The organism is Bacillus sp. 22190 (assembly GCF_052045575.1).
Classification (GTDB): domain Bacteria; phylum Bacillota; class Bacilli; order Bacillales; family Bacillaceae; genus Bacillus; species Bacillus altitudinis.
On record NZ_JBQEPF010000002.1, the window covers coordinates 64,303 to 88,866 of the forward strand.

The window sequence follows — 24,564 nt, forward strand, 5'->3', positions numbered from 1 at the left end:
AACCTCGCACTCCTCTAGTGCGGGGTTTTTATAAAACGGCTGAAATGGCTTTTCTCACGAGGTGCAAAAATGCTCTAACTGCAATCGCCATCGTTTCAATACTTGGGATGAGGGCATCTGTTAAATGAAACAGGACTGTTTGTCTCTCTGGAGATGTTCGTTTTTTCTTTTGTTTCATAAAGGCAGCCTCCTTTTCATTCAATATACTTCTTTTGAAGAATATATAGATAGATATGTTGTGCGAATTTAAACAAAATTTAAACTTCTTGTGTTTAGAAGGAAAGAAGCAGGGGAAACGGATTGAATAGAGAATGAATGAAAAGAGCTGACCGATTCGGTTAGTGAACAAGACAGAGTGGAAGGTGATCTTATGATGAAAGTATTTAAGGTAACATTTCATATGAACAATGGGGAAGTGCTCGATTTCGAGCTGAAACGTCCAGCTACCTATGATGTGTATAAAAAAATTGAGGAAGCCAATCATTGGTTTAAGCTGAATAATGAAATCATTAACCTATTAAATGTGAATAGTATCCATGTAGAAACAGAATAAAACAGAAAGCCGCTCAAAGAGAGCGGCTTTCAGCGTGTAGACAAAGCCTCGCATTCGGTGTCAGTCCTGCGTGCCGGTGCTCACGAATGTCAAATTCGCTCCGCGCCAGTACTCGTCATTCCTAGGGCTGCAAAGGTTTTCTATCACGCTGAAGAGAAGACAAAGGGCTAAAATCAAGTTCATTTTAGCCCTTTGACAACAATCTGAAAGCCGCTCTTTTCGAGCGGCTTTCATTATGCAGTAAAATCATTTCGATTGTTCAGCTGACTTCGAGACAGCCAGTTTTTCTTATACAAATAGGCAATCACTTCAAGCCATAGACGCGGCGCTTTTTTAGGGAAAAAAGGTTTTTGATAATAGGTGTATGCAGCTTTTAAATCATCCCATTGATGACATGTTTTCGTTTGCGTGAAGCGGGCGACGTCAATGACCCTGACGCGGCCATCCTTTGTTAAAATTAAATTTCGCAGATGAATATCAGAAGGATTTAAACCTTTCGCGCGTGCTTCTTCCAATGCATCATCTACTTGTTCAATCATTTGTTTTTTGATCGGAATTCCTTTTGTCAGGCATTCATAGAAAGTATAACCTTTAATATATTCCATTAAAATATATTGATCCCCAGACTCGTAAATCTCAGGATAATAGGAGGAGCCGGAAAGTTTTTCATAAATTGCAGCCTCTTTGCGGGCGATGTTTCGATAAGAAGGAAAAAAGACTTTTAACGCCATTTTCTTGCCGTCTTTTCTGTATGAAAATACATAGGCACTTCTTCCTTTGCCGCACAGCTCAAGCTCAGCCGGTTTAAAGACGAGCTTATTAAAACGCTTTTCTTCTTGATACTGAATCGATTCGGCTAATCTTTTGACATCTGACATTGACTTCACCTTCTTTGGTTTCAGTTTATGCGGCTGAAAAACGAATGATGAAAAAACCATGTAATTCGGTAGAGCAATGGATTGTATAAAACATAACATTTACGCACGAAGGATACAACGAAAGACGCTCAATATGTGTCAAGACATCGATTTGGTTAATGTGGAGCAAAATGGGTCAAACTACATATGTCATGCATCGATCTTATGTTCTAAAGAGGTGTAAATAGTGAAAGTGAAAATAAAGTATTTCGTTACAGGACTTATCATGACAAGTGTACTCTTTTTCGCTGTTGATATGGAAGCAGCAGAACACTTGCAAAAAGAGTCAAAAACCATCAACGTTCAGCTTGAAAAGGTCTATCTAGACGGCGATGTAAGTATTGAAAGACAGCGGGCATCATTAGAAGACAAAGACACATTTTGGGCCCAGTATAAGGGCTGGACATTGGTAGAACAGCGAGAGGATTTTGCCCTTTTTAGAAAGCAAATTGACGATATATCGCCTTTGAGTAAAGCAAATGGATATATCGGATTATCAGAAGACGGCGTGATTTCTACGTTTCATGGAAGGCCTGACGGGTGGGCGGAGCCTATTCATCTCTTTTTTCAAATTGATACGTCCCGCTTGGAAAGTCATGTAGAGCAGCAGCTTGCACAAGGCATTCCGTTTCGAACAAAAGATGAATTTGAGCATGTGCTTGAAGTCATGAAACCTTACCGAAATGAACAATCATTTTAATCGTATGACAGCTTGCTGGTGTGAAGACCGCAAGCTCTTTTTCATGGGTTGACGATGAAAAAAGGCTGAGCGAACGTATGTTAACTTTTATTACGGTTTTCTCTTCGATTTATGTTACAATGGAGAACAGTCAAAGAGGTGAAAACGGTGATAGAGTTTGTAAAAGGGACCATTGATTATGTGTGCCCGCAATATGTTGTCATTGAAAACGGCGGAGTGGGATATCAAGTCTATACCCCAAATCCGTTTATCTATCGAGTAACAAAACAAGAAACGATTTATACGTATCATTACATAAAGGAAGACGCTTTTTCGTTATATGGATTTCAAACACGAGAAGAAAAAGCGTTGTTCACAAAACTGTTAAATGTCACAGGCATTGGACCGAAGGGTGCGCTTGCGATTCTTGCTTCCGGTGACCCTGGCGCTGTCATTTCAGCGATCGAACGAGAGGATGAAGCTTTCCTCATTAAATTCCCGGGTGTTGGCAAAAAAACAGCACGACAGATCATTCTAGATCTGAAAGGGAAGCTCGCAGATGTGGTGCCTGAAATGATAGGAAACTTATTTAACCACGAGGATCATATCCAGATTGAAACGCAGCAAAGCGCTTTAGATGAAGCGGTTGAAGCCTTAAGTGTCCTTGGGTATGGTGATCGTGAAATCAAAAAGGTTCTTCCTTTATTAAAAGAAGAGAAGAATCTTACAACCGATCAATATGTGAAAAAAGCTTTACAAAAAATGTTGAAATAGGGTGATGTCTCATGGATGAACGGCTCGTCTCAACTGAAGCAGACAACCATGAATCAGCCATTGAGCAAAGTCTGCGTCCACAGACGCTTAGTCAATATATTGGCCAGCAGAAAGTAAAGGATAATCTCAGCGTATTTATTGAAGCTGCCCGAATGAGGCAGGAAACACTGGATCACGTCCTTTTATATGGGCCGCCGGGACTTGGGAAAACAACGCTTGCGTCGATCATTGCCAATGAAATGAATGTTCAGCTGCGTACAACGTCTGGACCAGCGATTGAACGCCCTGGCGATTTGGCGGCGATCTTAACATCTCTTGAACCTGGCGATGTTCTGTTTATTGATGAAATTCATCGCTTGCAGCGTTCAATAGAGGAAGTGCTATATCCAGCGATGGAGGACTTTTGTCTAGATATCGTGATTGGAAAAGGAGATACAGCACGCTCTGTGCGGCTTGATTTACCGCCATTTACGCTTGTAGGTGCTACAACCCGTGTTGGGCTTTTAACAGCGCCGCTTCGTGATAGGTTTGGGGTTCATGCAAGATTGGAATACTATGAGCAAAGAGATTTGGCTCACATTGTAGCAAGAACAGCCGAGCTGTTTGAGATTGGGATCGACATTCGTTCAGCTGAAGAGATTGCAAGAAGATCTAGAGGCACACCGAGGGTCGCCAATCGTCTGCTCAGAAGAGTAAGAGATTTTGCGCAGGTGCTAGGAAATCATGCGATCACACAAGACATTGCAGAAGATGCTCTTGAGCGTCTGCAAGTTGACAGACTCGGACTTGATCATATCGATCATAAACTGCTTTTAAGTATGATTGAAAAATTTAGAGGCGGTCCTGTTGGACTTGATACGATCTCAGCGACAATTGGAGAAGAATCACATACGATTGAAGATGTGTACGAACCGTATTTACTGCAAATTGGTTTTCTACAAAGAACGCCAAGAGGGCGGGTCGTCACAAGAGAAGCGTATGAACATTTTCATATGGAGGTTCCGATTCGTGACTGAATTCCCTAAAATGTTGATGATTTTAGGTGGTGTCCTTTTTGCCGCAGGTTTAGTGTTTCAATTGGTTGGGAAACTTCCAGGCGATATTTTCGTGAAAAAAGGGAACGTAACGTTCTTTTTTCCTGTGATTACATGCATTGTCATTAGCATCGTCCTAACCATTTTACTCAATGTCTTCGGACGGATGAAATAACGTTAACTAGTTAACTACAGAATAGGTGAAGGAAATGAAGTTAGAACTATTTGATTTTGATTTACCAGAAAGATTGATTGCACAAGTGCCGCTTGAAAAACGAGATGCATCAAGACTGATGGTCTTAAATAAACAAACAGGTGACATCACACATGACACATTCTCGCAAATCACAGATTACTTTCAAAAGGGTGATTGTCTCGTTTTAAACAATACACGTGTATTGCCTGCACGTCTGTTTGGAACGAAAGAGGATACGGGTGCTAAAGTGGAGCTGCTTCTTTTGAAACAAGAAGAAGGAGACAAATGGGAAACGCTCGTGAAACCAGCAAAACGTGTGAAAAACGGAACAGTCATTACATTTGGTGATGGACGATTAAAAGCGGTATGTACAGAAGAACTGGAACATGGCGGAAGAAAAGTTGAGTTTCAGTATACAGGCATTTTTTATGAAGTACTTGAATCCTTAGGTGAAATGCCGCTGCCTCCGTACATTAAGGAGCAGCTTGACGATCGTGAGCGTTATCAAACCGTTTATTCCAAAGAGGTTGGTTCGGCTGCTGCGCCTACTGCCGGTCTTCACTTTACAAATGAACTGCTGGATGCACTGAAAGCAAAAGGAGTGCATATTGCGTTTATTACGCTCCATGTAGGACTTGGCACATTTCGACCGGTCAGTGCTGAACGCATTGAAGAACATGAAATGCACGCAGAGTTTTACGAAATGAATGAAGAAACGGCAGAAGAGCTTAATCGCGTGCGCAAAGAAGGCGGGCGGATTATTTCAGTCGGAACAACTTCGACAAGAACGCTTGAAACCATTGCAAGTGCTTATGATGGTGAATTCAAAGCGTCAAGCGGCTGGACATCGATTTTTATTTACCCAGGCTACACATTTAAGGCAATTGATGGCATGATCACGAATTTCCACTTGCCAAAATCGTCTTTAATTATGCTTGTCAGTGCATTAGCTGGACGAGAACACGTCCTAAAAGCGTACAATGAGGCTGTAAAAGAGGAATACCGATTCTTCAGTTTTGGCGATGCCATGCTGATTCAATAACATCATACAACAAAGACAGGAGGGCTCATTTTTGTCGCAATTACCGATACGTTATGAGTTCATTAAATCATGCAAACAAACAGGTGCACGTCTTGGGCGCGTTCATACACCGCACGGCTCCTTTGAAACACCTGTATTTATGCCAGTTGGTACACTGGCTACAGTCAAAACAATGGCGCCTGAAGAGTTAAAAGCAATGGAAGCAGGCATCATTTTAAGCAATACGTATCATTTATGGCTGCGCCCGGGGCATGACATTGTCAAAGAAGCAGGCGGCCTGCACAAATTTATGAACTGGGATCGAGCGATTCTAACAGATTCAGGCGGTTTCCAAGTGTTTTCTTTGAGTGAATTTAGAAAAATTGAAGAGGAAGGCGTTCACTTCCGTAATCACTTAAATGGAGATAAGTTGTTCCTTTCTCCTGAAAAAGCGATGGAGATTCAAAATGCGCTCGGCTCAGATATTATGATGGCATTTGACGAATGCCCTCCATACCCAGCAGAGTACGATTATATGAAACGGTCTGTAGAACGGACAAGCAGATGGGCAGAGCGCTGCTTAACAGCGCACCAGCGTCCAGAGGATCAAGGACTGTTTGGCATTGTGCAGGGCGGAGAATACGAAGAGCTTCGTAAACAAAGTGCAAAAGATCTTGTTTCACTTGATTTCCCAGGCTACGCCATTGGAGGTTTATCTGTTGGTGAACCAAAAGATGTGATGAACCGTGTGCTGGAGTTCACAACGCCATTTTTACCGGATGACAAGCCAAGATACTTAATGGGTGTTGGCTCACCAGATTCATTAATTGACGGCGCGATTCGCGGTGTCGATATGTTTGACTGTGTACTGCCGACGCGAATTGCCAGAAACGGTACGCTCATGACAAGTGAAGGACGCCTTGTTGTGAAAAATGCTAAATATGAGCGTGATTTCAGACCAATCGATGAAAACTGTGACTGCTACACATGTAAAAACTACACACGTGCTTATATTAGACATTTAATCCGTACAAATGAGACGTTCGGAATTCGATTAACAACTTATCATAATCTTCATTTTCTGTTAAAATTAATGGAGCAAGTGAGAGAAGCTATCCGTGAGGATCGTTTAGGTGATTTTAGAGAAGAGTTTTTTGAGCGTTATGGCTTTAACAAGCCGAATGCGAAAAACTTTTAACGCATAAACGAAAAGCTTTACAATGCTTTAGAAAGGGGTGAGATAGAATGGATGGTGGTATGGGTTCAATCATTATGATTGTTGTCATGTTTGCTGTGCTTTACTTCTTGTTAATCCGTCCACAGCAAAAGCAACAAAAAGCTGTGCGTCAGATGCAGCAATCTTTATCAAAAGGCGATAAAATTGTCACAATCGGTGGTTTACACGGTGAAATCGACTACATTGATGAATCAAAAGTGGTCATCAAAACAAGCGAAAACAACCGTTTAACTTTTGACCGACGTGCTATTAGAGAATTAGCTGACAAAGGTTAATCCTCCAATACATAGCGATAAAAAAAGAGCGATATCATTCGCTCTTTTTTTATTTGCCCCGAAGATTAACGCCAATCATTCCCCCTAGCATACAAATTCCCAAAAAGGCTGCATGATAGATGAATTGTTCTGGTGAAAAGGTTTCTCCAAACCCTAAATATTGAAATAAAAAAACAGTGAGTGAAAAGATAAAAGAGGTCATGGCGCCAATGAGCCAGCCCCGTTCCTTTGCTTTCCCTCCAGAAATCATTCCTCCTAGAAAAAGTGCCGCAAAGGACAAGATCATGATCATCCATTTAAACGATGATTCCTGCATACTTGTGAAGGTAAGCATCAGTGATACAAGTAAGCTTGTGACAATCATCACGACAAATATAGCAATTAAGCCAGATAAAATGCCTTTTCCTATTTGTTTCGTTTCCTGCATGTGATTCGTCTCCTCTCCAATTGACCGAAGCTTGTCTTTTACTAAAATGTATTCACGGCGAAGAAAAAATAGACATGTTTCTCGTGATAAAAACCGAGGCTTTCTTTTCTACATAAATAAAGTGTTTTGACACAAGCTATGGTGGAGAAGGAGGGGTTACATCATATGCAGGACATCTTAATTATCTCCATGAGAACGATCATTTTATATTTTCTCATTTGGTTTATCTTCCGTTTAATGGGCAAAAGGGAGATTGGGGAACTGAGTATTTTAGATCTTGTTATTTTTATGATGATCGCTGAAATTGCGGTGCTCGCCATAGAAGAAGTAGAGGATCACATGTTACATACAGTATGGCCGATCCTGCTGTTAACCTTCATTCAAATCACCCTTGCCTATTTGTCACTAAAATTCCAAGGTGTCCGTCGTTTTCTCGACGGTAAGCCGGCCCTGCTCATCATCAACGGAAAAATAGACGAGGGTGCGATGAGAAAACAGCGATACAATTTTGATGATTTGCTGATTCAATTAAGAGAAAATAACATCGATAGTATCCAGGACGTCTCATATGCCATCTTAGAGCCTTCAGGAAAGCTCGCCGTTGTTGAAAAAGAAAACAAGCGCAAACATGCAGCGCTTGAGCTCCCGCTTATTGCAGACGGTGTGGTTCAGCATGATCATCTCAAGCAGATCAACCATGATGAACAGTGGCTCATAAAGGAGCTTGTCAAAAGAGGCTATCATGACATCGAGCAAATCTCTTACTGCAGCTTTAATCAGAAGGATTTTTATATTGATTTGAAAGATGAAGTGATCAAGAAAGAATGAGCTAAAGCAGCTTCCCAATAAACGGGATGCGGCGTAGCTCTTCTCGTTTCACTAGCCCAAGACAGATTAATAGAATGACATACAGCATGCACGTCAAAAAGATCATCATGACAAGCTCTAAAGGTGCGGAAAAGAGTCCGCTCGCTTGATGTTTCATCCATAAGCTGACCGCCCCAGTACCGATGATCACAAGGACGCAAAGTCCATATTCTTTTAATGGTAAATGAATAGGCAGTACTTTACCGACAGTTGCCGCATGGAGCAACGTGACAAGAACGATGCCGATGAGTATCGCAAGCGCTGCGCCCATAATGCCAAAGCTTGGCTGTGAAGCAAGAACAAAGATCATACCTGTTTTCACAACAGCTCCTATCAAACTGTTGGTCATCGCTGCCCCCGCTAAATTTAATGCTTGAAGGACAGCCTGCAGCGGCCCTTGAAAGTAATAGAGCAAAAAGAAGGGGGCCATGAATTTTACATAGACAGCGGCATGAGATGAACCATACATGAAGAGGGTTAAATTTTCTGCATACACGAAAAGGATAATACATGAAATGCCCCCGCTTAATAAACAAAGGCGCATCGCCTGCTTGAGCCGGTATTCGACCGTTTTGCGTTTGTTCTGTTCCATCCCCTCACTAATCGCTGGAACTAGTGCGGTGGAGAGAGAATACGTGATAAAACTAGGAAGTGTCAAAAGGGTGAGCGCAAGTCCTGTCAATTCTCCGTACTGCCTTGTTGCTTCCACAGCTGCATAACCGGCAATCGCAAGGCTTTGAGCGACGACAATCGGTTCTAAAAACCAAGAGATATTGCCGATGAAACGGCTGCCTGTCGTTGGCAGGGCAATACTCATGAGTTGCTTAAACGTGTCCTTCCCATCATGAATTGCCTTGAAAAAACGTTTTCGGATACGGATGGTCTTTTTATAACGAAAGGCAATCAGTAAGTAAGCAAGTGAAATCATTTCGCCAATGACAGATGAAATCATGGCGCCTGCTGCTGCGTATTCAATTCCATAAGGCAGGAACGCTGTTGTACATACTGCCACGAGTGAAATTCTTGCGACCTGTTCTAGTACTTGTGACATCGCAAGCGGGCTCATTTGCTGTCTTCCTTGGAAATAGCCCCTTAACACACTAGAGATCGCAATAACGGGTACGACTGGTGTAATGGCAAGCAGAGGATAGACCGTTCTAGGATCTGTCAGCATATTTTCCGCCATAATAGGGGCAAACCATAAAAAGAGCGGCGTGAAAATCAGGCTGAGTGTTCCTGTTATCGCAAGGGACATCACTAGAATGCGTTTTGTTTTCTGTTTGTCACCACGGGCTTCTGCTTCTGCGACTAGCTTACTAATCGCAACAGGAAGTCCGAATTGAGTCAGCGTCACGGCGAGAAAAAAGGTAGGCGCTGCCATCATATAAAGCCCTACGCCTTCTTCACCAATGAACCTTGCAATCACAATTCGATTGACAAAACCCAATATTCTTGTAATAAAACCTGCTAAAATTAAAATAATGGTCCCTTTTAAAAACGTTTGCTTCGTCAAATCACAGATCACCTGCCTTCTCAAACGACATAGAATCATATACAATAAGATATGCGTGTATATCGTCCAAGCATGACAAGTCTCTCGATAAAAAACTGAAAAGGGGGAGCCTCACATTGACACAACATCCGGCTGCTATATACAAAGACCATTTAAAGCCTTTTCTGTTCAGTAAGCTTGAAGAATTCATCGTTTTGGGCTATAAAGATGTAGATTTAGAGGAATTATGGTCATACTTAGAGAATAAGAAGTGGAAGAAAAAACAAGAGTATCCGATTCATGAAATGGTTGCAGATATTTTATCTGTGAAAATTGGCGAATTTATGAACTATGCAACCGTTCAGTCGTTTAAAACGTCTGCTTTTTTGGACAGTGAAGATGGCAAGAATATGCTGGACGAACTGTTGAAATAAGCCATCTAAATGGATTCAGGTGTTTAAGGAGGAAATACATAATGAAAAAAGGGCGCATACTTGCGTTTTTCTTAGTGGTTCTGTTAATCGGAACTGGTGTGGGCTTATTAACGAAGCCCGTTGCGAAAGATATGACGCTAGGGCTGGACTTACAGGGTGGATTTGAAGTTCTGTATGATGTACACCCAGTGAAAAAAGAAGACAAGATCACAAATGGTGTTCTCGTCAGTACAGTAGAGGCTTTGAACCGAAGAGCCAACGTGCTTGGGGTCAGTGAGCCGAACATTTCGATCGAAGGAAACAACCGTATCCGCGTACAGCTTGCGGGCGTAAAAGATCAAAACAGAGCACGGGAGATTCTATCGACTGAAGCACAGCTTTCCTTCAGAGATACGAATGACAAAGAGCTTCTAAACGGATCTGATCTTGTTGAAAATGGTGCAAAACAAACATTCAATCAAACGAATGAGCCGATCGTGACGGTCAAACTAAAGGATGCGAAAAAGTTTGGTGACGTGACAAAAAAAGTAGCGGCGATGGCACCAAACAATCAGCTTGTCATTTGGCTTGATTATCATAAGGGAGATTCCTTCAAAAAAGAAGTCTCTAAATCAAATCATAAGTATGTATCTGCGCCGAATGTAAACCAAGAAATTAACAGCAGTGACGTACAAATCGAAGGAAACTTTACGGTTCAAGAGGCAAAAGACCTTGCGAGCATTTTAAATGCCGGCGCATTGCCAGTAAAATTAACCGAAAAATATTCAACATCTGTGAGTGCACAGTTTGGTGAGCAAGCACTAAACGAAACAGTCTTCGCAGGAATTGTAGGAATCGCATTTATCTTCTTATTCATGCTGTTTTATTACCGATTACCAGGTCTTGTTGCTGTCATTACACTGTCAGCTTATATCTATATCACACTGCAAGTCTTTGACTGGATGGGTGCGGTCATGACACTGCCTGGAATCGCTGCATTGATTCTTGGGGTAGGGATGGCTGTAGATGCCAACATTATTACGTATGAGCGGATTAAAGAAGAGCTCAAGCTCGGTAAATCTGTCCGTTCTGCTTTCAGATCGGGTAACCGCAGATCATTTGCCACGATCTTTGATGCAAACTTAACAAGTATTATTGCCGGAGGGGTTCTGTTCTTCTTTGGAACAAGCTCTGTCAAAGGGTTTGCAACCATGCTTATCCTATCGATTTTGACAAGCTTTATCACGGCTGTCTTCCTATCAAGATTCCTTCTTGGATTACTTGTAGAAAGCCGTTATCTCGACCGCAGAAAAGGCTGGTTTGGTGTTCGTCAGAAAGACATCATCGATATTCATGAAACAACTGAAAATACTGAACCGAAAACACCATTTGATAAATGGGATTTTGTCAGCAAACGTAAAGGCTTTATGATTTTCTCGGCAGCCATTACCATTGCTGGAATCATTGTGCTGTCGATCTTCAAGCTCAATGCAGGTATTGACTTTGCAAGTGGTACTAGAGTTGATATTCAAAGTGACCATAAACTGTCAACAGAACAGGTGGAGCAAGATTTTAAAAAGCTAGACCTTGAGACAGACAGTGTTGTGTTATCGGGTCAAAAAGAAAATCAAGCAGCAGCTCGATTTGTCGGTGTTCCGAATAAAGAAAAAATCGCTGAAGTGAAAGATTACTTCAAAGATAAATATGGAACGGAGCCTAACGTAAGTACAGTGTCTCCGACGGTTGGAAAAGAGCTTGCGCGTAACGCATTATACGCTGTCATCATTGCTTCTATCGGGATTATCTTATATGTATCCGTCCGATTTGAGTATAAAATGGCGATTGCAGCCATTGTCTCTCTGCTTTACGATGCATTCTTTATCGTTGCCTTCTTTAGTATTACGCGCTTAGAGGTGGATGTCACCTTCATTGCAGCGATACTCACGGTCATCGGGTACTCAATCAATGACACGATTGTCACCTTCGACAGGGTGCGTGAGCAAATGAAGAAACGCAAACCGAAAACGATCGAAGATTTATCGTACATTGTGAATTTAAGTTTACAGCAAACCTTTACGCGTTCTGTGAACACTGTACTCACTGTACTTGTAGTGGTGATTGCACTTCTCATTTTCGGTTCAGCATCTATTACAAACTTCTCCATCGCCTTACTTGTCGGCCTATTAACAGGGGTGTATTCATCCCTTTACATTGCGGCACAAATTTGGCTGATATGGAAAGGTCGTGAGCTGAAAAAGCCGGCTAAAATCGACACAGAACAAGATATTTAAACAAGAAAGACTGCCAGCTTGGCAGTCTTTTTTTCATGCATCATACTTGTCATCGTCACAACAATAAGATGATATGTAAAAACATTTCGGGTTTCATTGATCTTGAAATGGTCTTTTGCTATAATGACATACGTTTAGATCAGTATAGAAAGCAAGTGTCCGTTTGGGGCATTTGGCTTTTATTCATTGGAGGGGCTGTTATGAAGGTTCGGGAAACTGAACTGCCAGGTATCGGTCACAAAGCCGAAATGATCACAAGAAATAATGAGAAACTTGCCATTATCACACATGATGACGGCAGAAGAGAGATGTATCATTTTCAAGAAGATGATCACGAAGAATGTATTTCTGGTATCTTGCTTAGCGATGAAGAAGCAAGACAAATCTCGGCTATTTTAGGCGGCATGGTCTATAAACCAAAAGCGCTTGAGACAGTGGAGGTGGCCATTGATGAACTCATCATTGAATGGTTTAAGATTGAAAAGAACGCACCGGCTGTTAACCAGACGATCGGAGACCTGAGTGTTCGCCAAAACTATCAAGTAACAGTCATCGCCATTGTGAGAAAATCACATGAGAAAATTTTAAATCCAGGACCAGATACGGTGATTGAAGAAGGAGACACCCTTGTCATCTCTGGAGAAAGAAAAGAATTAAAGAGCCTCATTAAAGAAAAACTCAGCAGCTAAGCGCCCATGCTGATAGAAAACCTTCCGCCATGTTCTTTCGGTGTTTAAAAAGGACAAGAAAGAGGGAAGAATAAAAGAAAAAGCTTGGGGGATTTGTAGATGAATAAACAACAATGGACCATCATACTCGCATTTATTTTCGTATTAATTGTCTCGGTATTTGCTGTTATTAACGTGCGGCCTGTACAGGTAGACTACTTATTTGGAACGGCTGAATGGCCGCTGATCCTTGTCATTATCGGTTCTGTTCTTATGGGCGGACTCATTGTGGCTTTTGCGGGGATTTTCCAAATTGTGAAACTAAAACGTGAATTAAAAACATTAAAAGCTGAACACGCAGCCGCTAAAGCAAGCCCTGCTTCTTCTCATAAAAAGGCGGACAAAGACGTTCAAAAGAAAACGAATGTCACACCTTTAAAAGAACAGCCAGCGTCTTTTGACCGGAAGGAAAAATAATCTTCCAGTACAATTTCATAAAATAAAAATTGAAACCCCTCAGTCCACTCTAGTATAATAGTGTGGTTGAGGGGTGAATTTATGTTATTATCCAAAATGCGTTGGGAATATGAACATCCTAGCGAAGAAAAAGTGAAATCACTCTCTGAAAATCTGAATATTTCAGCGCTGACTGCATCACTTCTTGTACAAAGAGGGCTCGAAGAAGTAGAAGAAGCGAGGTCTTTTTTATTTGATCAAAAAGCCGTATTTCATGATCCATTCTTATTAAAAGGAATGAAAGAAGCAGTAGAGCGCATCAACAAAGCGATCGAAGAGCAGGAATCGATTGTGATCTTCGGAGATTATGATGCAGATGGTGTGACAAGTACGTCTGTACTTTTACATACATTAAAAGAGCGGTCTGCGAAGGTGGACTTTTATATTCCAGATCGATTTAAAGAAGGATATGGGCCAAACGAACAGGCTTTCCGATATATCAAAGAGCAAGGAGCATCGCTTGTTATCACCGTGGATACAGGGATCGCTGCTGTAAATGAAGCACGTATTGCAAAAGAAATAGGATTAGACCTGATCATCACAGATCACCATGAACCAAGCGAGGAACTGCCTGAGGCACTTGCAATTGTACATCCTAAGCAGCATGGGTGTGAGTATCCGTTTAAAGAGCTGGCGGGTGTCGGTGTTGCGTTTAAAGTGGCACATGCACTCCTCGGTAAACTCCCAGTAGAATTATTAGATCTTGCTGCAATCGGTACAATTGCGGATCTTGTCCCGCTGCATGATGAAAATAGATGGATTGCCAAAAAAGGTCTTCTGCAGCTTCGTCAATCTAGACGGCTTGGGTTAAAAGCGTTATTAAAAGAAGCAGGCGCCACTCTTGAAGAAGCAAATGAGGAAACGGTCGGCTTTCAAATTGCGCCAAGGCTGAATGCTGTTGGACGAATTGAGCAGGCAGATCCGGCTGTTCATCTTCTCATGACTGAGGATATGGATGAAGCAGAAGAACTCGCTCGTTTTGTACAAGAATTGAACAAAGAACGGCAGAAAATTGTGAGTACGATCACGGAAGAAGCCATTCAAATGGTTGAAGAGACAGGCGCTGACCAGTCTGCTATCGTCGTAGCAAAAGCTGGCTGGAATCCAGGCGTTGTCGGCATTGTTGCCTCAAAATTGACGGATACATTTTCTCGTCCGGCGATTGTGCTTGGAATAGACGAAGAAACGCAGATGGCGAAAGGGTCAGCACGAAGTATTCCTGGCTTTGATTTATTTTTCCATTTGAGTAAGTGCCGTGACATCCTGCCGCATTTCGGTGGACACCCGATGGCAGCAGGAATGACACTTCAAGCGGATGATGTTCCTTTACTTAGGGAAAGATTGAATCAATATGCAAATGAAACGTTGACAGAAGAAGATTTTATTCCAATTCAACGGGTCGATGCAGTATGTAAAGTGGACGAAATGACGGTGCAAGCCATTGAAGAAGTGGGACTGCTGTCCCCGTTTGGCATGCAGAATCCTAAGCCGTTCATTATGATTGAAGACGCCAAGCTTGAAGACATCCGAACGATCGGGGCCAATCAAAATCACATTAAAATGTCACTAAAAGACGAAGACAAGCTGCTCGACTGTGTCGGTTTTCACCAAGGCAAGCTAAAAGAAGAACTTGTCCCAGGGAGTCAAATCTCTGTCGTTGGCGAGGTCTCGATTAATGAATGGAATAACCGAAAGAAACCTCAGCTCATGCTAAAAGACGCTAGAGTCGATGAATGGCAGCTGTTTGATTTGCGCGGGAAAAAAGATTGGGAAAAGAAAGTATCAACACTTGATCCAGCAAAAACGATGGTCTTCTGTTTTGACGAAGAAACAAAAAGGCAATCGGAGCTAGTGGATATTCCGATTCATCTTATTGATGCAGAAAATGTATCCACGTTTGATGTGCAGGAAAAGTATGTGATCTTTGCCGATGTTCCTGCCGATGAACACTTGCTCAAGCTGCTTTTAGAAAACCAACAACCAGCAAGAATTTATACGGTGTTTCAGCGGAAAGAAGATCACTTTATGTCCTCATTCCCGAGCCGTGATCAATTCAAATGGTTTTATGGGTTCTTGTTCAAACGAGGAAGTTTTCCTATTAAAGAACAAGGCATGGAGCTTGCCAAACATAGAGGTTGGACAAAAGATACAATCATTTTTATGACAAAGGTGTTTTTTGAACTCGGTTTTGTTAAAATAGAGAATGGTGTGCTGTCAATAGTGCGTGATGCCCCTAAAAAAGATTTAACCGCATCATCGTCTTATACAGCAAAACAACGATTGATGGAACTCGATCAAACACTAACATATTCCTCAGCCAAAGAGCTGAAGGAATGGCTGAATAGCATGATGAGCGAAGTCTCACCTGTGCTTTGACGTACGAGGAGGAAAAGGAAAAGATGGATTTAAAACAATATGTGACAGTTGTACCTGACTACCCAAAGGAAGGTGTACAATTTAAAGATATTACAACGTTAATGGATAAAGGCGAAGTGTACCGTTATGCAACGGATCAAATCGTTGAATACGCGAAGGAAAGAGACATTGATCTCATTGTTGGACCTGAAGCGCGTGGATTCATTATTGGCTGCCCTGTAGCATACGCACTTGGTGTAGGTTTTGCCCCAGTTCGTAAAGAAGGAAAGCTTCCTCGTGAAGTCATCAAAGTCGATTACGGTTTGGAATACGGTAAAGATGTATTAACGATTCATAAAGATGCAATTCGTCCTGGTCAGCGTGTACTGATCACAGATGATTTGCTTGCGACAGGTGGAACGATTGAAGCGTCCATCAAGCTGGTTGAGGAATTAGGCGGCGTTGTGGCAGGGATTGCATTTTTAATTGAGCTGACGTATCTTGATGGCAGAAAGAAGCTTGACGGTTACGACATCTTGACGTTAATGCAATACTAATGGAGTTTTACGCAAAAAGCACTCAGTAAGAAGGGTGCTTTTTTCCTATCAAAAATCTTTTAGCGGACTTCTTCTCTTTACATCTATCGAATTTTTCTTGATAATAAACTACAATACAGTTTTCATTTAAAAAGGTGATTCCATGGCGAACGAACAAGTTTTAACGGCGCAGCAGGTCATTGATAAGGCAAGAGAATACCTGTCCGCTGAACATATTCAATTTATAGAGCGTGCATACGAATATGCTGAAAATGCTCACAAGGAACAATACCGGAAATCCGGTGAGCCCTATATTATCCATCCTATTCAAGTGGCGGGAATTCTTGTTGATCTTGAAATGGACCCTTCGACCATTGCAGGCGGCTTCTTGCATGATGTTGTCGAAGACACGGATGTGACATTAGAAGATTTAAAAGAGCATTTTAACGAAGAAGTGGCCATGCTTGTTGATGGTGTGACAAAGCTCGGAAAGATTAAATATAAATCACAAGAAGAACAACAGGCTGAAAACCATCGTAAAATGTTTGTTGCAATGGCGCAGGATATTCGCGTCATCTTAATTAAGCTGGCAGACCGTCTTCACAATATGAGAACACTCAAACATCTTCCGCAGGAAAAGCAGCGAAGAATTTCAAATGAAACCCTTGAGATCTTTGCACCGCTTGCGCACAGATTAGGGATTTCAAAGATTAAGTGGGAGCTTGAAGATACAGCCCTCCGCTATTTAAATCCGCAGCAATACTACCGGATTGTGAATCTCATGAAGCGCAAACGAGCGGAACGTGAAGAATACTTGGACGAGGTTGTCAATGAAGTGAAAGACCGCGTGTCTGAGGTGAACATTAAGGCTGAATTCTCCGGCAGACCGAAACATATTTATAGTATTTATCGCAAAATGGTCATGCAAAATAAGCAGTTTAATGAAATATATGATTTGCTGGCTGTTCGTATTTTGGTTGACAGCATTAAAGACTGCTATGCGGTACTTGGCATTATTCATACATGCTGGAAGCCGATGCCAGGCAGATTTAAGGATTATATTGCGATGCCAAAGCCGAACATGTATCAGTCTCTTCATACAACGGTGATTGGTCCAAAAGGGGACCCGCTTGAAGTTCAGATTCGTACAGTGGAAATGCACGAAATTGCGGAATACGGAATTGCGGCACACTGGGCGTATAAAGAAGGCAAAGAATCAGCAGAATCGACGGAAGAAGCCGTTTTCCAGAAGAAGCTGTCTTGGTTTAGAGAAATCCTTGAATTCCAAAATGAATCCACAGATGCGGAAGAATTTATGGAATCGTTAAAAATTGATCTTTTCTCTGATATGGTGTTTGTATTTACACCAAAAGGAGACGTCATAGAGCTGCCGTCTGGTTCTGTTCCAATTGATTTCTCATACCGGATTCATTCGGAAATTGGGAATAAAACAATCGGAGCCAAGGTCAACGGTAAAATGGTCACACTTGATCATAAGCTAAAAACAGGTGACATTATTGAAATTCTGACATCTAAGCATAGCTATGGACCAAGCCAGGATTGGGTCAAACTTGCCCAAACCTCCCAAGCGAAGCACAAGATCAGACAGTTTTTCAAGAAACAGCGCCGTGAAGAAAATGTCGAAAAAGGCCGAGAACTTGTGGAGAAAGAAATCAAAAACCTTGAGTTCGATGTCAAAGACATTTTGACAGCTGAAAATCTGCAAAAAGTGGCTGATAAATTTAATTTCTCAAATGAAGAGGACATGTATGCAGCTGTCGGTTATAACGGAATTACGGCACTCCAAGTGGCGAATCGTTTAACGGAAAAAGAAAGAAAACAAAGAGATCAGGAAGAACAAGAGAAAACCGTTCAAGAAGTGTCTGTAGAGTCAAAACCATATCACGGGAAAAAACGCGAAGCTGGCGTACGAGTGAAAGGAATTGATAACTTGCTTGTCCGTTTATCTAAGTGTTGTAATCCTGTTCCTGGTGATAGCATTGTTGGCTTTATTACAAAAGGCCGTGGCGTATCTGTTCACCGTGAGGACTGCCCAAACGTGAAGACAGGAGAAGCGCAGGAGCGGTTAATTCCGGTCGAGTGGGAGCACGAACAGCCTGCTCGAAACCGTAAAGAATACAATGTGGAAATTGAAATATTAGGATATGACAGACGCGGCTTACTTAATGAGGTGCTTCAAGCAGTCAACGAAACCAAAACGAACATCTCGTCGGTATCTGGTAAGTCTGATCGTAACAAAGTGGCGACGATTCATATGGCGATCTTTATCCAAAATATTAACCATTTGCATAAAGTAGTGGAACGTATCAAACAAATCAAAGACATTTACTCAGTTCGCCGATTTATGAATTAGAAAGGAAGTATATCGTCTATGAGGCTTGTTGTTCAGCGTGTGACGAGTGCATCTGTGAAAGTAGAAGAAGAGATCACAGGTGCCATCAATGAAGGCTATATGGTGCTCGTTGGGGTTACACATGAAGACACAGAAGAAGATGTGCATTACTTAGCTGATAAGCTCGCACACTTGCGTATTTTTGAAGATGAAAACGGGAAAATGAATCATTCTTTGTTAGATGTAAAAGGAAGTGTACTGTCTGTGTCTCAATTTACCCTTTATGGTGATACGAGAAAAGGCAGACGGCCGAACTTTATGAAAGCTGCCAAACCGGATGTGGCGAATTCACTTTACGAATGCTTCAATGAAACGCTTAGAGAAAAAGGCATCCATGTTGAAACTGGGCGTTTTGGGGCGATGATGGACGTCTCATTGACCAATTCGGGGCCTGTCACCATGTTGATGGACAGCAAAGAATAGAAAGACATTAGACTGTAGATAAACTCTTGCTGAGAGTTTGTTTAGAGTCTTTTTCTTTTGGTATCAAAAAAGAGGCGCAGCGGCCTCTTTTTTCTATCGGAAATATTGTTTTAATCCTTCTGTCATTCCTTCTGTCACTCGTTCTTGGTAAGAGGCGCTATAAATGATCGCTTCTTCTTGAGGATTGCTTAAATAGCCGAGTTCATATAAAAGGGAAGGGCGCTTGTTTTCTCTTAAAACAAAATAATCTCCAAATTTGACTCCTTTATCAGGGATCTGTGATCGTTTTGCGACTTCAGTATGAACGCTTGTCGCCAGACGTTGATCTTTGGATGCCTGATAATAATATGCGGTGCTCCCTCTGATACTTGGGTCCATAAAGCTATCATAATGAAGACTAATAAATGCATCTGCATTTCGGTAATGTGAAGTGGCAACCCTCGATTGAAGGCTGATGAATGTATCATCACTTCTTGTTAAATAGACATTTGCTCCAGAAGCTCTTAACTTACCCGCCAGCAAATGAGCGGTTTTGATCGTGATATTCTTTTCAAATGCACCGTCTGCGCCGATCGTGCCGCTGTCTTTTCCGCCATGGCCAGGATCAAGCACAATTGTTTTGCCTTTTAAAGATCCAGTGCCAGACGATGAATCCTGCTGAGGTCTTGGTGCTTCGCTGCTATTTTTCTTTGTTTGAACGACCCAGCTCGCCACATAGCCTGTTCCGCCGTTTGATAATGTCACCTCGTACCAGTCACCTTGCGTACGAACAATTTGATAAGCAGCTCCTTTTGTTGCTCTTTCTGCAATACCAGCAGAGGTAGAAGCGCTTTTTCTAATATTCGTTCCGTCATAAACGATGTACGCTTTCTGATGAGATGACGAAGAGGATGAATTCTTTTCAGGTGCTGAACTTGTTCCTTGGCTTGAAACAATATAATAACTTGCAACCCAGCCTTTAACGCCTTTTGCTTCGATTTCATACCAGCCATTTTGCTCCCGTAAAATGGTGACTTGAGTGTTACGGGAAAGTGAAGCGGCCACTTGTGCGTTTGGTGCCGCCGATTTACGAACATTCAAGCTTGATACGCCAACTGTGCCGGACTGTTTAGAACGAGCGGGCTCAGCTGAACTGGATGAAGAAGCGTTTTGTCCGCCAGAAATATAATCAGAGTGGACCCAGCCTTCCGCTTGTTTGTACGATATTTTTGTCCATTCGCCGCTTGTGTCCAGCTTTTTAGCGGAAGCGCCTTGCGGGAAAGTGCCAATGACTTGATAGGAAGTCCCTGGGCCTGTCCGAATGCGAAGGTCAGAGGCTGTTGACGTAATCGAACTGCTTCCTTGCGTACTTTGACCTTGCGTCTTTTGCTTAGCAGGCTTTTGTGCATCAGATGACTTGGTAATCAGCCATGAGACGACCCAGCCTTTTTGTCCGTTCGATAGCCCGATCTGTACCCATTCTCCTTGTTCAGTGAGAATGGGATAGCTTTCTCCTCGTTTCACAACTGCTGCGATCCCGTAGCTTAAACCAGGTCCGGTTCGCACATTGATTTCATCTGTTGCAACGACAGCTTGATCTGTTTGAGCCGTCGCATGTGTCATTGGCCAAGTGCTGGCAATGAGGACAAAACAGGTGAGCAGCAACATGATGTGATGGTGTGTTTTTAGATTCAAAACGGTGTTTTCCCCTCCCTTGTAAAACCGATGAATGTTAATTCGTTATGTAATGGATGAATTCCTTGCAGTTTCCCTAATAAAAATGAATCAATCTGTTTATACTAGATAAAAATGTGATAAAAGGATGTACAAACATGAGATTAAGCAGAAAATTAGGACGAGTGCAATATAATGGACATCGTGATATCGATCGCTGGCAGCACGACGAAATGGATCAACCAGGCTTCCTTGAAGAAACGGCATCTGAATACGGATGCACGTCAAAAGAAGAGCTGGAAAAGAAAAAGAGACACGGCAAGGGTTGACAGAGTGGCAGCACCGACCTTATTATAATATAAATCAACACACTTGAAAATTTAAAATGTGGAACTGATGATAGAGAATAGTAGGGTAAATTGCGTGAGCAGAGAGGAATCGCCTTAGGCTGAAAGCGAATCCGCATGGCATTTATCACGAAAGAACACTCTGTAGGTTTCCTGCTGAACACTCAAAAAATGAGTCATTAGGCGGAGAACGTGAATCTGCGTTAAGGATTTGAGCGGGAACATGGCTAGATCATGTTCCAACTAGGGTGGCACCACGGGTATAACTCTCGTCCCTACTATACACATAGTAGAGGCGGGGGTTTTTTATATGTCCACATAAAAAATGAATGATGGTCGTAGGAGGACGAAAAATGAGTTTTAATATTCCAAGAGGCACACAGGATATTTTACCGGGAGAATCAGAACGCTGGCAGTATGTTGAACAAATTGCGAGAGATACATGTGCAGCCTTTCAATACAAAGAAATCCGCACACCGATTTTTGAGCATACGGAACTGTTTGCACGAGGAGTAGGCGAGTCAACAGATATCGTTCAAAAAGAGATGTACACATTTGAAGACAAAAAAGGACGTAGCATCACACTTCGCCCAGAAGGAACAGCTTCAACTGTCCGTTCTTATGTTGAAAATAAACTGTTTGCACAGCCTGCACAGCCTACAAAGCTGTACTACATTGGACCAATGTTCCGCTATGAGCGTCCGCAAACGGGAAGATATCGTCAATTTTATCAATTCGGAATTGAGGCGATCGGTTCAAAAGATCCTGCCATTGATGCAGAGGTCATTTCATTAGCGATGAGTGTGTATGAGAAAGCGGGTCTTTCCAACTTAAAACTCGTCATTAACAGCCTTGGTGACAAAGAAAGCCGTGCAGATTACCGTCAAGCACTTGTCGAGCATTTTGAACCAAGAATTGATGAATTCTGTCACGACTGCCAAATTCGTTTACATCAAAATCCATTACGTATTCTTGATTGTAAAAAGGACCGCGATCACGAACTGATGGCAACGGCACCATCCATTCAAGATTACTTAAATGAAGAATCACGGACTTATTTTGAAAAAGTAAAACAATACTTAACCGATCTAGGCATTGAATATGTCGTCGATCCGAACTTAGTGCGCGGTCTTGATTATTACAATCACACTGCCTTTGAGATTATGAGTAATGCAGAAGGCTTTGGCGCGATCACAACATTAGCCGGCGGCGGCCGTTATGATGGACTTGTTGAAGGAATTGGCGGTCCTGAATCACCAGGTATCGGCTTTGCGATGAGTATTGAACGTTTCCTATCAGCGATTGATGCAGAGAAGATCGAGCTTCCTGTTCAAGACGGCATTGATTTATATATTGCGGCATTAGGAGATCAAGCAAAAGATTATGCTGTTGGCTTATTGAATCGCCTAAGAAAAGAAGGCATTTCAAGTGAAATGGACTATACAGGGAAAAAGCTAAAAGCACAATTTAAAGCGGCAGACCGCTTGAAAGCCAAGTTTATTGCAGTTCTTGGTGAAGATGAGCTAGCGCAGCAAATTGTAAACGTAAAAGATACGACAACGGGTGAACAAATTGAAGTGAAGCTTGATGAGCTGATTCAAATGATGAAAGCCCACCAGAAAGCGTAAAGAAGGAGTGGAATGTTTGTGTTTGGTAGAACTTTTTATTGTGGAGAAGTAACAGAAGACCAAATCGGTCAAACCGTTGTATTAAAAGGATGGGTACAAAAACGTCGTGACCTTGGCGGATTAATCTTTATTGACCTGCGTGATCGTACAGGCATTGTGCAAGTTGTCTTTCATCCAGACCAATCAAAAGAGGCTCTTGAGACAGCAGAATCGATTCGGAATGAATATGTCCTTGATATTAAAGGGACAGTGGTCGCAAGAGAAGAAGCCACGATCAACCCAAATTTAAAAACAGGCAAAATTGAAATTCAAGTCGACACAGTCACTGTTTTAAATGAAGCCAAGACGCCTCCATTTGTGATTTCTGATCAAGCAGATGAGGTATCAGAAGATGTGCGCTTAAAATACCGCTACCTAGATCTTCGCCGTCCTGCGATGTTTGAAACGATGAAAATGCGACATGAAGTCACAAAAGCATTCCGCCATTTCTTAGATGATCACGGCTTTCTAGACATTGAAACGCCAATTTTAACAAAAAGTACGCCAGAAGGTGCGCGTGACTATCTTGTGCCAAGCCGTGTACACGAAGGAGAATTCTATGCGCTGCCGCAGTCTCCGCAATTATTTAAGCAATTGCTCATGGTGTCTGGGATGGACCGCTACTATCAAATCGCTCGCTGCTTTAGAGATGAAGACTTACGTGCTGACCGTCAGCCGGAATTTACACAAGTCGATATTGAAATGTCCTTTATGAGTCAAGAAGACATCATGACGCTTGCTGAAGAGATGATGTCAAAGGTGATGAAAGATGTCAAAGGCGTTGACCTGACATTGCCATTACCTCGTATGACGTACGATGAAGCGATGAATTCCTATGGTTCTGACAAGCCAGATACCCGATTTGACATGAAGCTTGTCAACATTTCAGACACGGTAAAAGACTCAGATTTCAAAGTCTTCAGCGGTGCTGTAAACAATGGCGGAGCTGTCAAAGCCATTAATGTCAAAGGGGCTGCAGCAAACTACTCAAGAAAAGACATCGATGCACTTGGTGCATTTGCAGCGAACTATGGTGCAAAAGGTCTTGCTTGGCTAAAAGCTGAAGGGACAGAGTTAAAAGGACCAATCGCTAAATTCTTTGATGAGTCAAAACAAGCAGAATTAAAAGAACAGCTTCAAGTTGAAGAAGGCGACCTTTTACTCTTTGTTGCAGATAAGACGTCTGTTGTCCATGATGCGCTTGGCGCACTTCGCTTAAAACTTGGCAAAGAGCTTAAACTCATCGATGAGTCTGTCTTCAATTTCTTATGGGTTGTCGATTGGCCGCTGCTTGAAAAAGATGAAGAAGAAGGCCGCTTCTATGCTGCCCACCATCCTTTCACAATGCCAGTTCGTGATGATCTTGAATTAATTGAAACAAGTCCAGAAGATATGAAAGCTCAAGCGTATGATCTTGTGCTGAACGGCTATGAGCTTGGCGGAGGTTCTATTCGTATTTTTGAAAAGGACATTCAAGAGAAAATGTTTGGTTTACTTGGCTTTTCTAAAGAAGAAGCGTACGATCAGTTCGGCTTCCTTCTTGATGCATTTGAGCATGGTGTGCCTCCGCACGGCGGAATTGCGCTTGGACTTGACCGCTTAGTGATGCTGCTTGCCGGCCGATCTAACCTAAGAGATACCATTGCGTTCCCGAAAACGGCAAGTGCAAGCTGTGTTCTCACAGATGCTCCTGGCACTGTAAGCACAGCGCAGCTAGATGAACTGAGTTTGGCGATTAAAACAAAAGTAAAACAGTAAAATAGGCGCATGTTTATAGGCATGTAAACGCTTGAAAAAGGGACATGCCTAT

General features: G+C 42.2%; 25 protein-coding genes and 1 other annotated feature. Of the genes, 20 read left to right on the forward strand and 5 right to left on the reverse strand.

What is annotated here, in order from left to right:
* Window positions 1-28: 28 nt before the first annotated feature.
* Window positions 29-178 carry a hypothetical protein gene (locus ACTJKA_RS03125; protein WP_008342763.1) on the reverse strand — a complete coding sequence of 50 codons (150 nt, stop codon included), beginning with the start codon at window positions 176-178 and terminating at the stop codon, window positions 29-31.
* Between the two features lie 192 nt (window positions 179-370).
* Here ACTJKA_RS03125 and ACTJKA_RS03130 point away from each other — a divergent pair, with 192 nt between their 5' ends.
* Entirely contained in the window at window positions 371-553 is a 183-nt protein-coding gene (locus ACTJKA_RS03130) for a hypothetical protein (protein ID WP_008342761.1), read from the forward strand.
* Window positions 554-786: 233 nt separating this feature from the next.
* On the opposite strand, the gene ACTJKA_RS03135 is transcribed toward ACTJKA_RS03130, so the two are convergent.
* The gene (locus tag ACTJKA_RS03135) at window positions 787-1,431 is read right to left on the reverse strand and encodes a protein kinase family protein (RefSeq protein ID WP_429617713.1); all 645 of its coding nucleotides are present in this window, start codon (window positions 1,429-1,431) and stop codon (window positions 787-789) included.
* A 226-nt stretch (window positions 1,432-1,657) separates the two neighbouring features.
* On the opposite strand from ACTJKA_RS03135, the gene ACTJKA_RS03140 reads away from it, so the two are divergent.
* The 7 genes from ACTJKA_RS03140 (at window position 1,658) to yajC (ending at window position 6,686) form a co-directional block, all read left to right on the forward strand.
* Window positions 1,658-2,170 carry an intercompartmental signaling factor BofC gene (locus ACTJKA_RS03140; protein WP_008342756.1) on the forward strand — a complete coding sequence of 171 codons (513 nt, stop codon included), beginning with the start codon at window positions 1,658-1,660 and terminating at the stop codon, window positions 2,168-2,170.
* A gap of 147 nt (window positions 2,171-2,317) precedes the next feature.
* Window positions 2,318-2,923, forward strand: a complete 606-nt coding sequence (ruvA, locus tag ACTJKA_RS03145; protein ID WP_017358123.1) for a Holliday junction branch migration protein RuvA — start codon at window positions 2,318-2,320, stop codon at window positions 2,921-2,923.
* Between the two features lie 11 nt (window positions 2,924-2,934).
* On the forward strand, window positions 2,935-3,939 hold the full coding sequence (gene ruvB / locus ACTJKA_RS03150) for a Holliday junction branch migration DNA helicase RuvB (protein WP_007501501.1): 1,005 nt from the start codon (window positions 2,935-2,937) through the stop codon (window positions 3,937-3,939).
* On the forward strand, window positions 3,932-4,132 hold the full coding sequence (locus ACTJKA_RS03155; RefSeq protein WP_008342752.1) for a DUF2905 domain-containing protein: 201 nt from the start codon (window positions 3,932-3,934) through the stop codon (window positions 4,130-4,132). The genes ruvB and ACTJKA_RS03155 overlap by 8 nt, the downstream gene beginning before the upstream one ends.
* Window positions 4,133-4,166: 34 nt before the next feature.
* Window positions 4,167-5,195, forward strand: coding sequence for a tRNA preQ1(34) S-adenosylmethionine ribosyltransferase-isomerase QueA (gene queA / locus ACTJKA_RS03160; protein ID WP_007501498.1), 1,029 nt, complete (start codon window positions 4,167-4,169; stop codon window positions 5,193-5,195).
* A gap of 31 nt (window positions 5,196-5,226) precedes the next feature.
* On the forward strand, window positions 5,227-6,372 hold the full coding sequence (tgt, locus tag ACTJKA_RS03165; RefSeq protein ID WP_008342748.1) for a tRNA guanosine(34) transglycosylase Tgt: 1,146 nt from the start codon (window positions 5,227-5,229) through the stop codon (window positions 6,370-6,372).
* A gap of 47 nt (window positions 6,373-6,419) precedes the next feature.
* Window positions 6,420-6,686 carry a preprotein translocase subunit YajC gene (yajC, locus tag ACTJKA_RS03170; RefSeq protein ID WP_003216659.1) on the forward strand — a complete coding sequence of 89 codons (267 nt, stop codon included), beginning with the start codon at window positions 6,420-6,422 and terminating at the stop codon, window positions 6,684-6,686.
* A gap of 49 nt (window positions 6,687-6,735) precedes the next feature.
* Here the strand turns inward: yajC and ACTJKA_RS03175 are convergent, their stop codons facing one another.
* Window positions 6,736-7,113: a TIGR04086 family membrane protein gene (locus ACTJKA_RS03175; protein WP_007501492.1), complete on the reverse strand. Its 378-nt coding sequence runs from the start codon at window positions 7,111-7,113 to the stop codon at window positions 6,736-6,738.
* Between the two features lie 165 nt (window positions 7,114-7,278).
* Between ACTJKA_RS03175 and ACTJKA_RS03180 the strand changes: the two genes are divergently transcribed.
* The gene (locus ACTJKA_RS03180; protein WP_056705838.1) at window positions 7,279-7,941 is read left to right on the forward strand and encodes a DUF421 domain-containing protein; all 663 of its coding nucleotides are present in this window, start codon (window positions 7,279-7,281) and stop codon (window positions 7,939-7,941) included.
* Window position 7,942: 1 nt separating this feature from the next.
* On the opposite strand, the gene spoVB is transcribed toward ACTJKA_RS03180, so the two are convergent.
* Entirely contained in the window at window positions 7,943-9,493 is a 1,551-nt protein-coding gene (spoVB, locus tag ACTJKA_RS03185; RefSeq protein WP_056705836.1) for a stage V sporulation protein B, read from the reverse strand.
* A gap of 116 nt (window positions 9,494-9,609) precedes the next feature.
* Between spoVB and ACTJKA_RS03190 the strand changes: the two genes are divergently transcribed.
* The 8 genes from ACTJKA_RS03190 to dtd all read left to right on the forward strand — a co-directional run bounded on the left by ACTJKA_RS03190 (window position 9,610) and on the right by dtd (window position 19,087).
* The gene (locus ACTJKA_RS03190) at window positions 9,610-9,906 is read left to right on the forward strand and encodes a post-transcriptional regulator (protein ID WP_003216788.1); all 297 of its coding nucleotides are present in this window, start codon (window positions 9,610-9,612) and stop codon (window positions 9,904-9,906) included.
* Between the two features lie 41 nt (window positions 9,907-9,947).
* Entirely contained in the window at window positions 9,948-12,176 is a 2,229-nt protein-coding gene (secDF, locus tag ACTJKA_RS03195) for a protein translocase subunit SecDF (RefSeq protein WP_017358118.1), read from the forward strand.
* Between the two features lie 200 nt (window positions 12,177-12,376).
* Window positions 12,377-12,865 (forward strand): cation:proton antiporter regulatory subunit, encoded by a 489-nt coding sequence (locus tag ACTJKA_RS03200; protein ID WP_008342734.1) that lies wholly within the window; start codon window positions 12,377-12,379, stop codon window positions 12,863-12,865.
* 99 nt (window positions 12,866-12,964) lie between these two features.
* A complete protein-coding gene (locus tag ACTJKA_RS03205; RefSeq protein ID WP_017367707.1) occupies window positions 12,965-13,321 on the forward strand; it encodes a LapA family protein in 357 nt (118 codons plus the stop codon).
* Window positions 13,322-13,402: 81 nt separating this feature from the next.
* Complete coding sequence (gene recJ, locus ACTJKA_RS03210; RefSeq protein WP_440607625.1) at window positions 13,403-15,736, forward strand: single-stranded-DNA-specific exonuclease RecJ; 2,334 nt, start codon at window positions 13,403-13,405, stop codon at window positions 15,734-15,736.
* Window positions 15,737-15,759: 23 nt separating this feature from the next.
* Window positions 15,760-16,272, forward strand: a complete 513-nt coding sequence (locus ACTJKA_RS03215; protein WP_008342729.1) for an adenine phosphoribosyltransferase — start codon at window positions 15,760-15,762, stop codon at window positions 16,270-16,272.
* A gap of 142 nt (window positions 16,273-16,414) precedes the next feature.
* Complete coding sequence (locus ACTJKA_RS03220) at window positions 16,415-18,625, forward strand: RelA/SpoT family protein (protein ID WP_007501480.1); 2,211 nt, start codon at window positions 16,415-16,417, stop codon at window positions 18,623-18,625.
* An 18-nt stretch (window positions 18,626-18,643) separates the two neighbouring features.
* The gene (gene dtd, locus ACTJKA_RS03225) at window positions 18,644-19,087 is read left to right on the forward strand and encodes a D-aminoacyl-tRNA deacylase (protein ID WP_249669263.1); all 444 of its coding nucleotides are present in this window, start codon (window positions 18,644-18,646) and stop codon (window positions 19,085-19,087) included.
* A gap of 93 nt (window positions 19,088-19,180) precedes the next feature.
* On the opposite strand, the gene ACTJKA_RS03230 is transcribed toward dtd, so the two are convergent.
* Window positions 19,181-20,734: an SH3 domain-containing protein gene (locus ACTJKA_RS03230; protein ID WP_430623133.1), complete on the reverse strand. Its 1,554-nt coding sequence runs from the start codon at window positions 20,732-20,734 to the stop codon at window positions 19,181-19,183.
* Window positions 20,735-20,898: 164 nt separating this feature from the next.
* Here ACTJKA_RS03230 and ACTJKA_RS03235 point away from each other — a divergent pair, with 164 nt between their 5' ends.
* The 3 genes from ACTJKA_RS03235 to aspS all read left to right on the forward strand — a co-directional run bounded on the left by ACTJKA_RS03235 (window position 20,899) and on the right by aspS (window position 24,512).
* Window positions 20,899-21,069, forward strand: a complete 171-nt coding sequence (locus ACTJKA_RS03235) for a YrzK family protein (RefSeq protein WP_003216250.1) — start codon at window positions 20,899-20,901, stop codon at window positions 21,067-21,069.
* A gap of 58 nt (window positions 21,070-21,127) precedes the next feature.
* Window positions 21,128-21,367 (forward strand) — a binding site (T-box leader).
* A gap of 73 nt (window positions 21,368-21,440) precedes the next feature.
* Complete coding sequence (hisS, locus tag ACTJKA_RS03240) at window positions 21,441-22,715, forward strand: histidine--tRNA ligase (RefSeq protein WP_008342721.1); 1,275 nt, start codon at window positions 21,441-21,443, stop codon at window positions 22,713-22,715.
* Between the two features lie 18 nt (window positions 22,716-22,733).
* Window positions 22,734-24,512, forward strand: coding sequence for an aspartate--tRNA ligase (gene aspS / locus ACTJKA_RS03245; RefSeq protein ID WP_046527135.1), 1,779 nt, complete (start codon window positions 22,734-22,736; stop codon window positions 24,510-24,512).
* Window positions 24,513-24,564 lie beyond the last annotated feature (52 nt).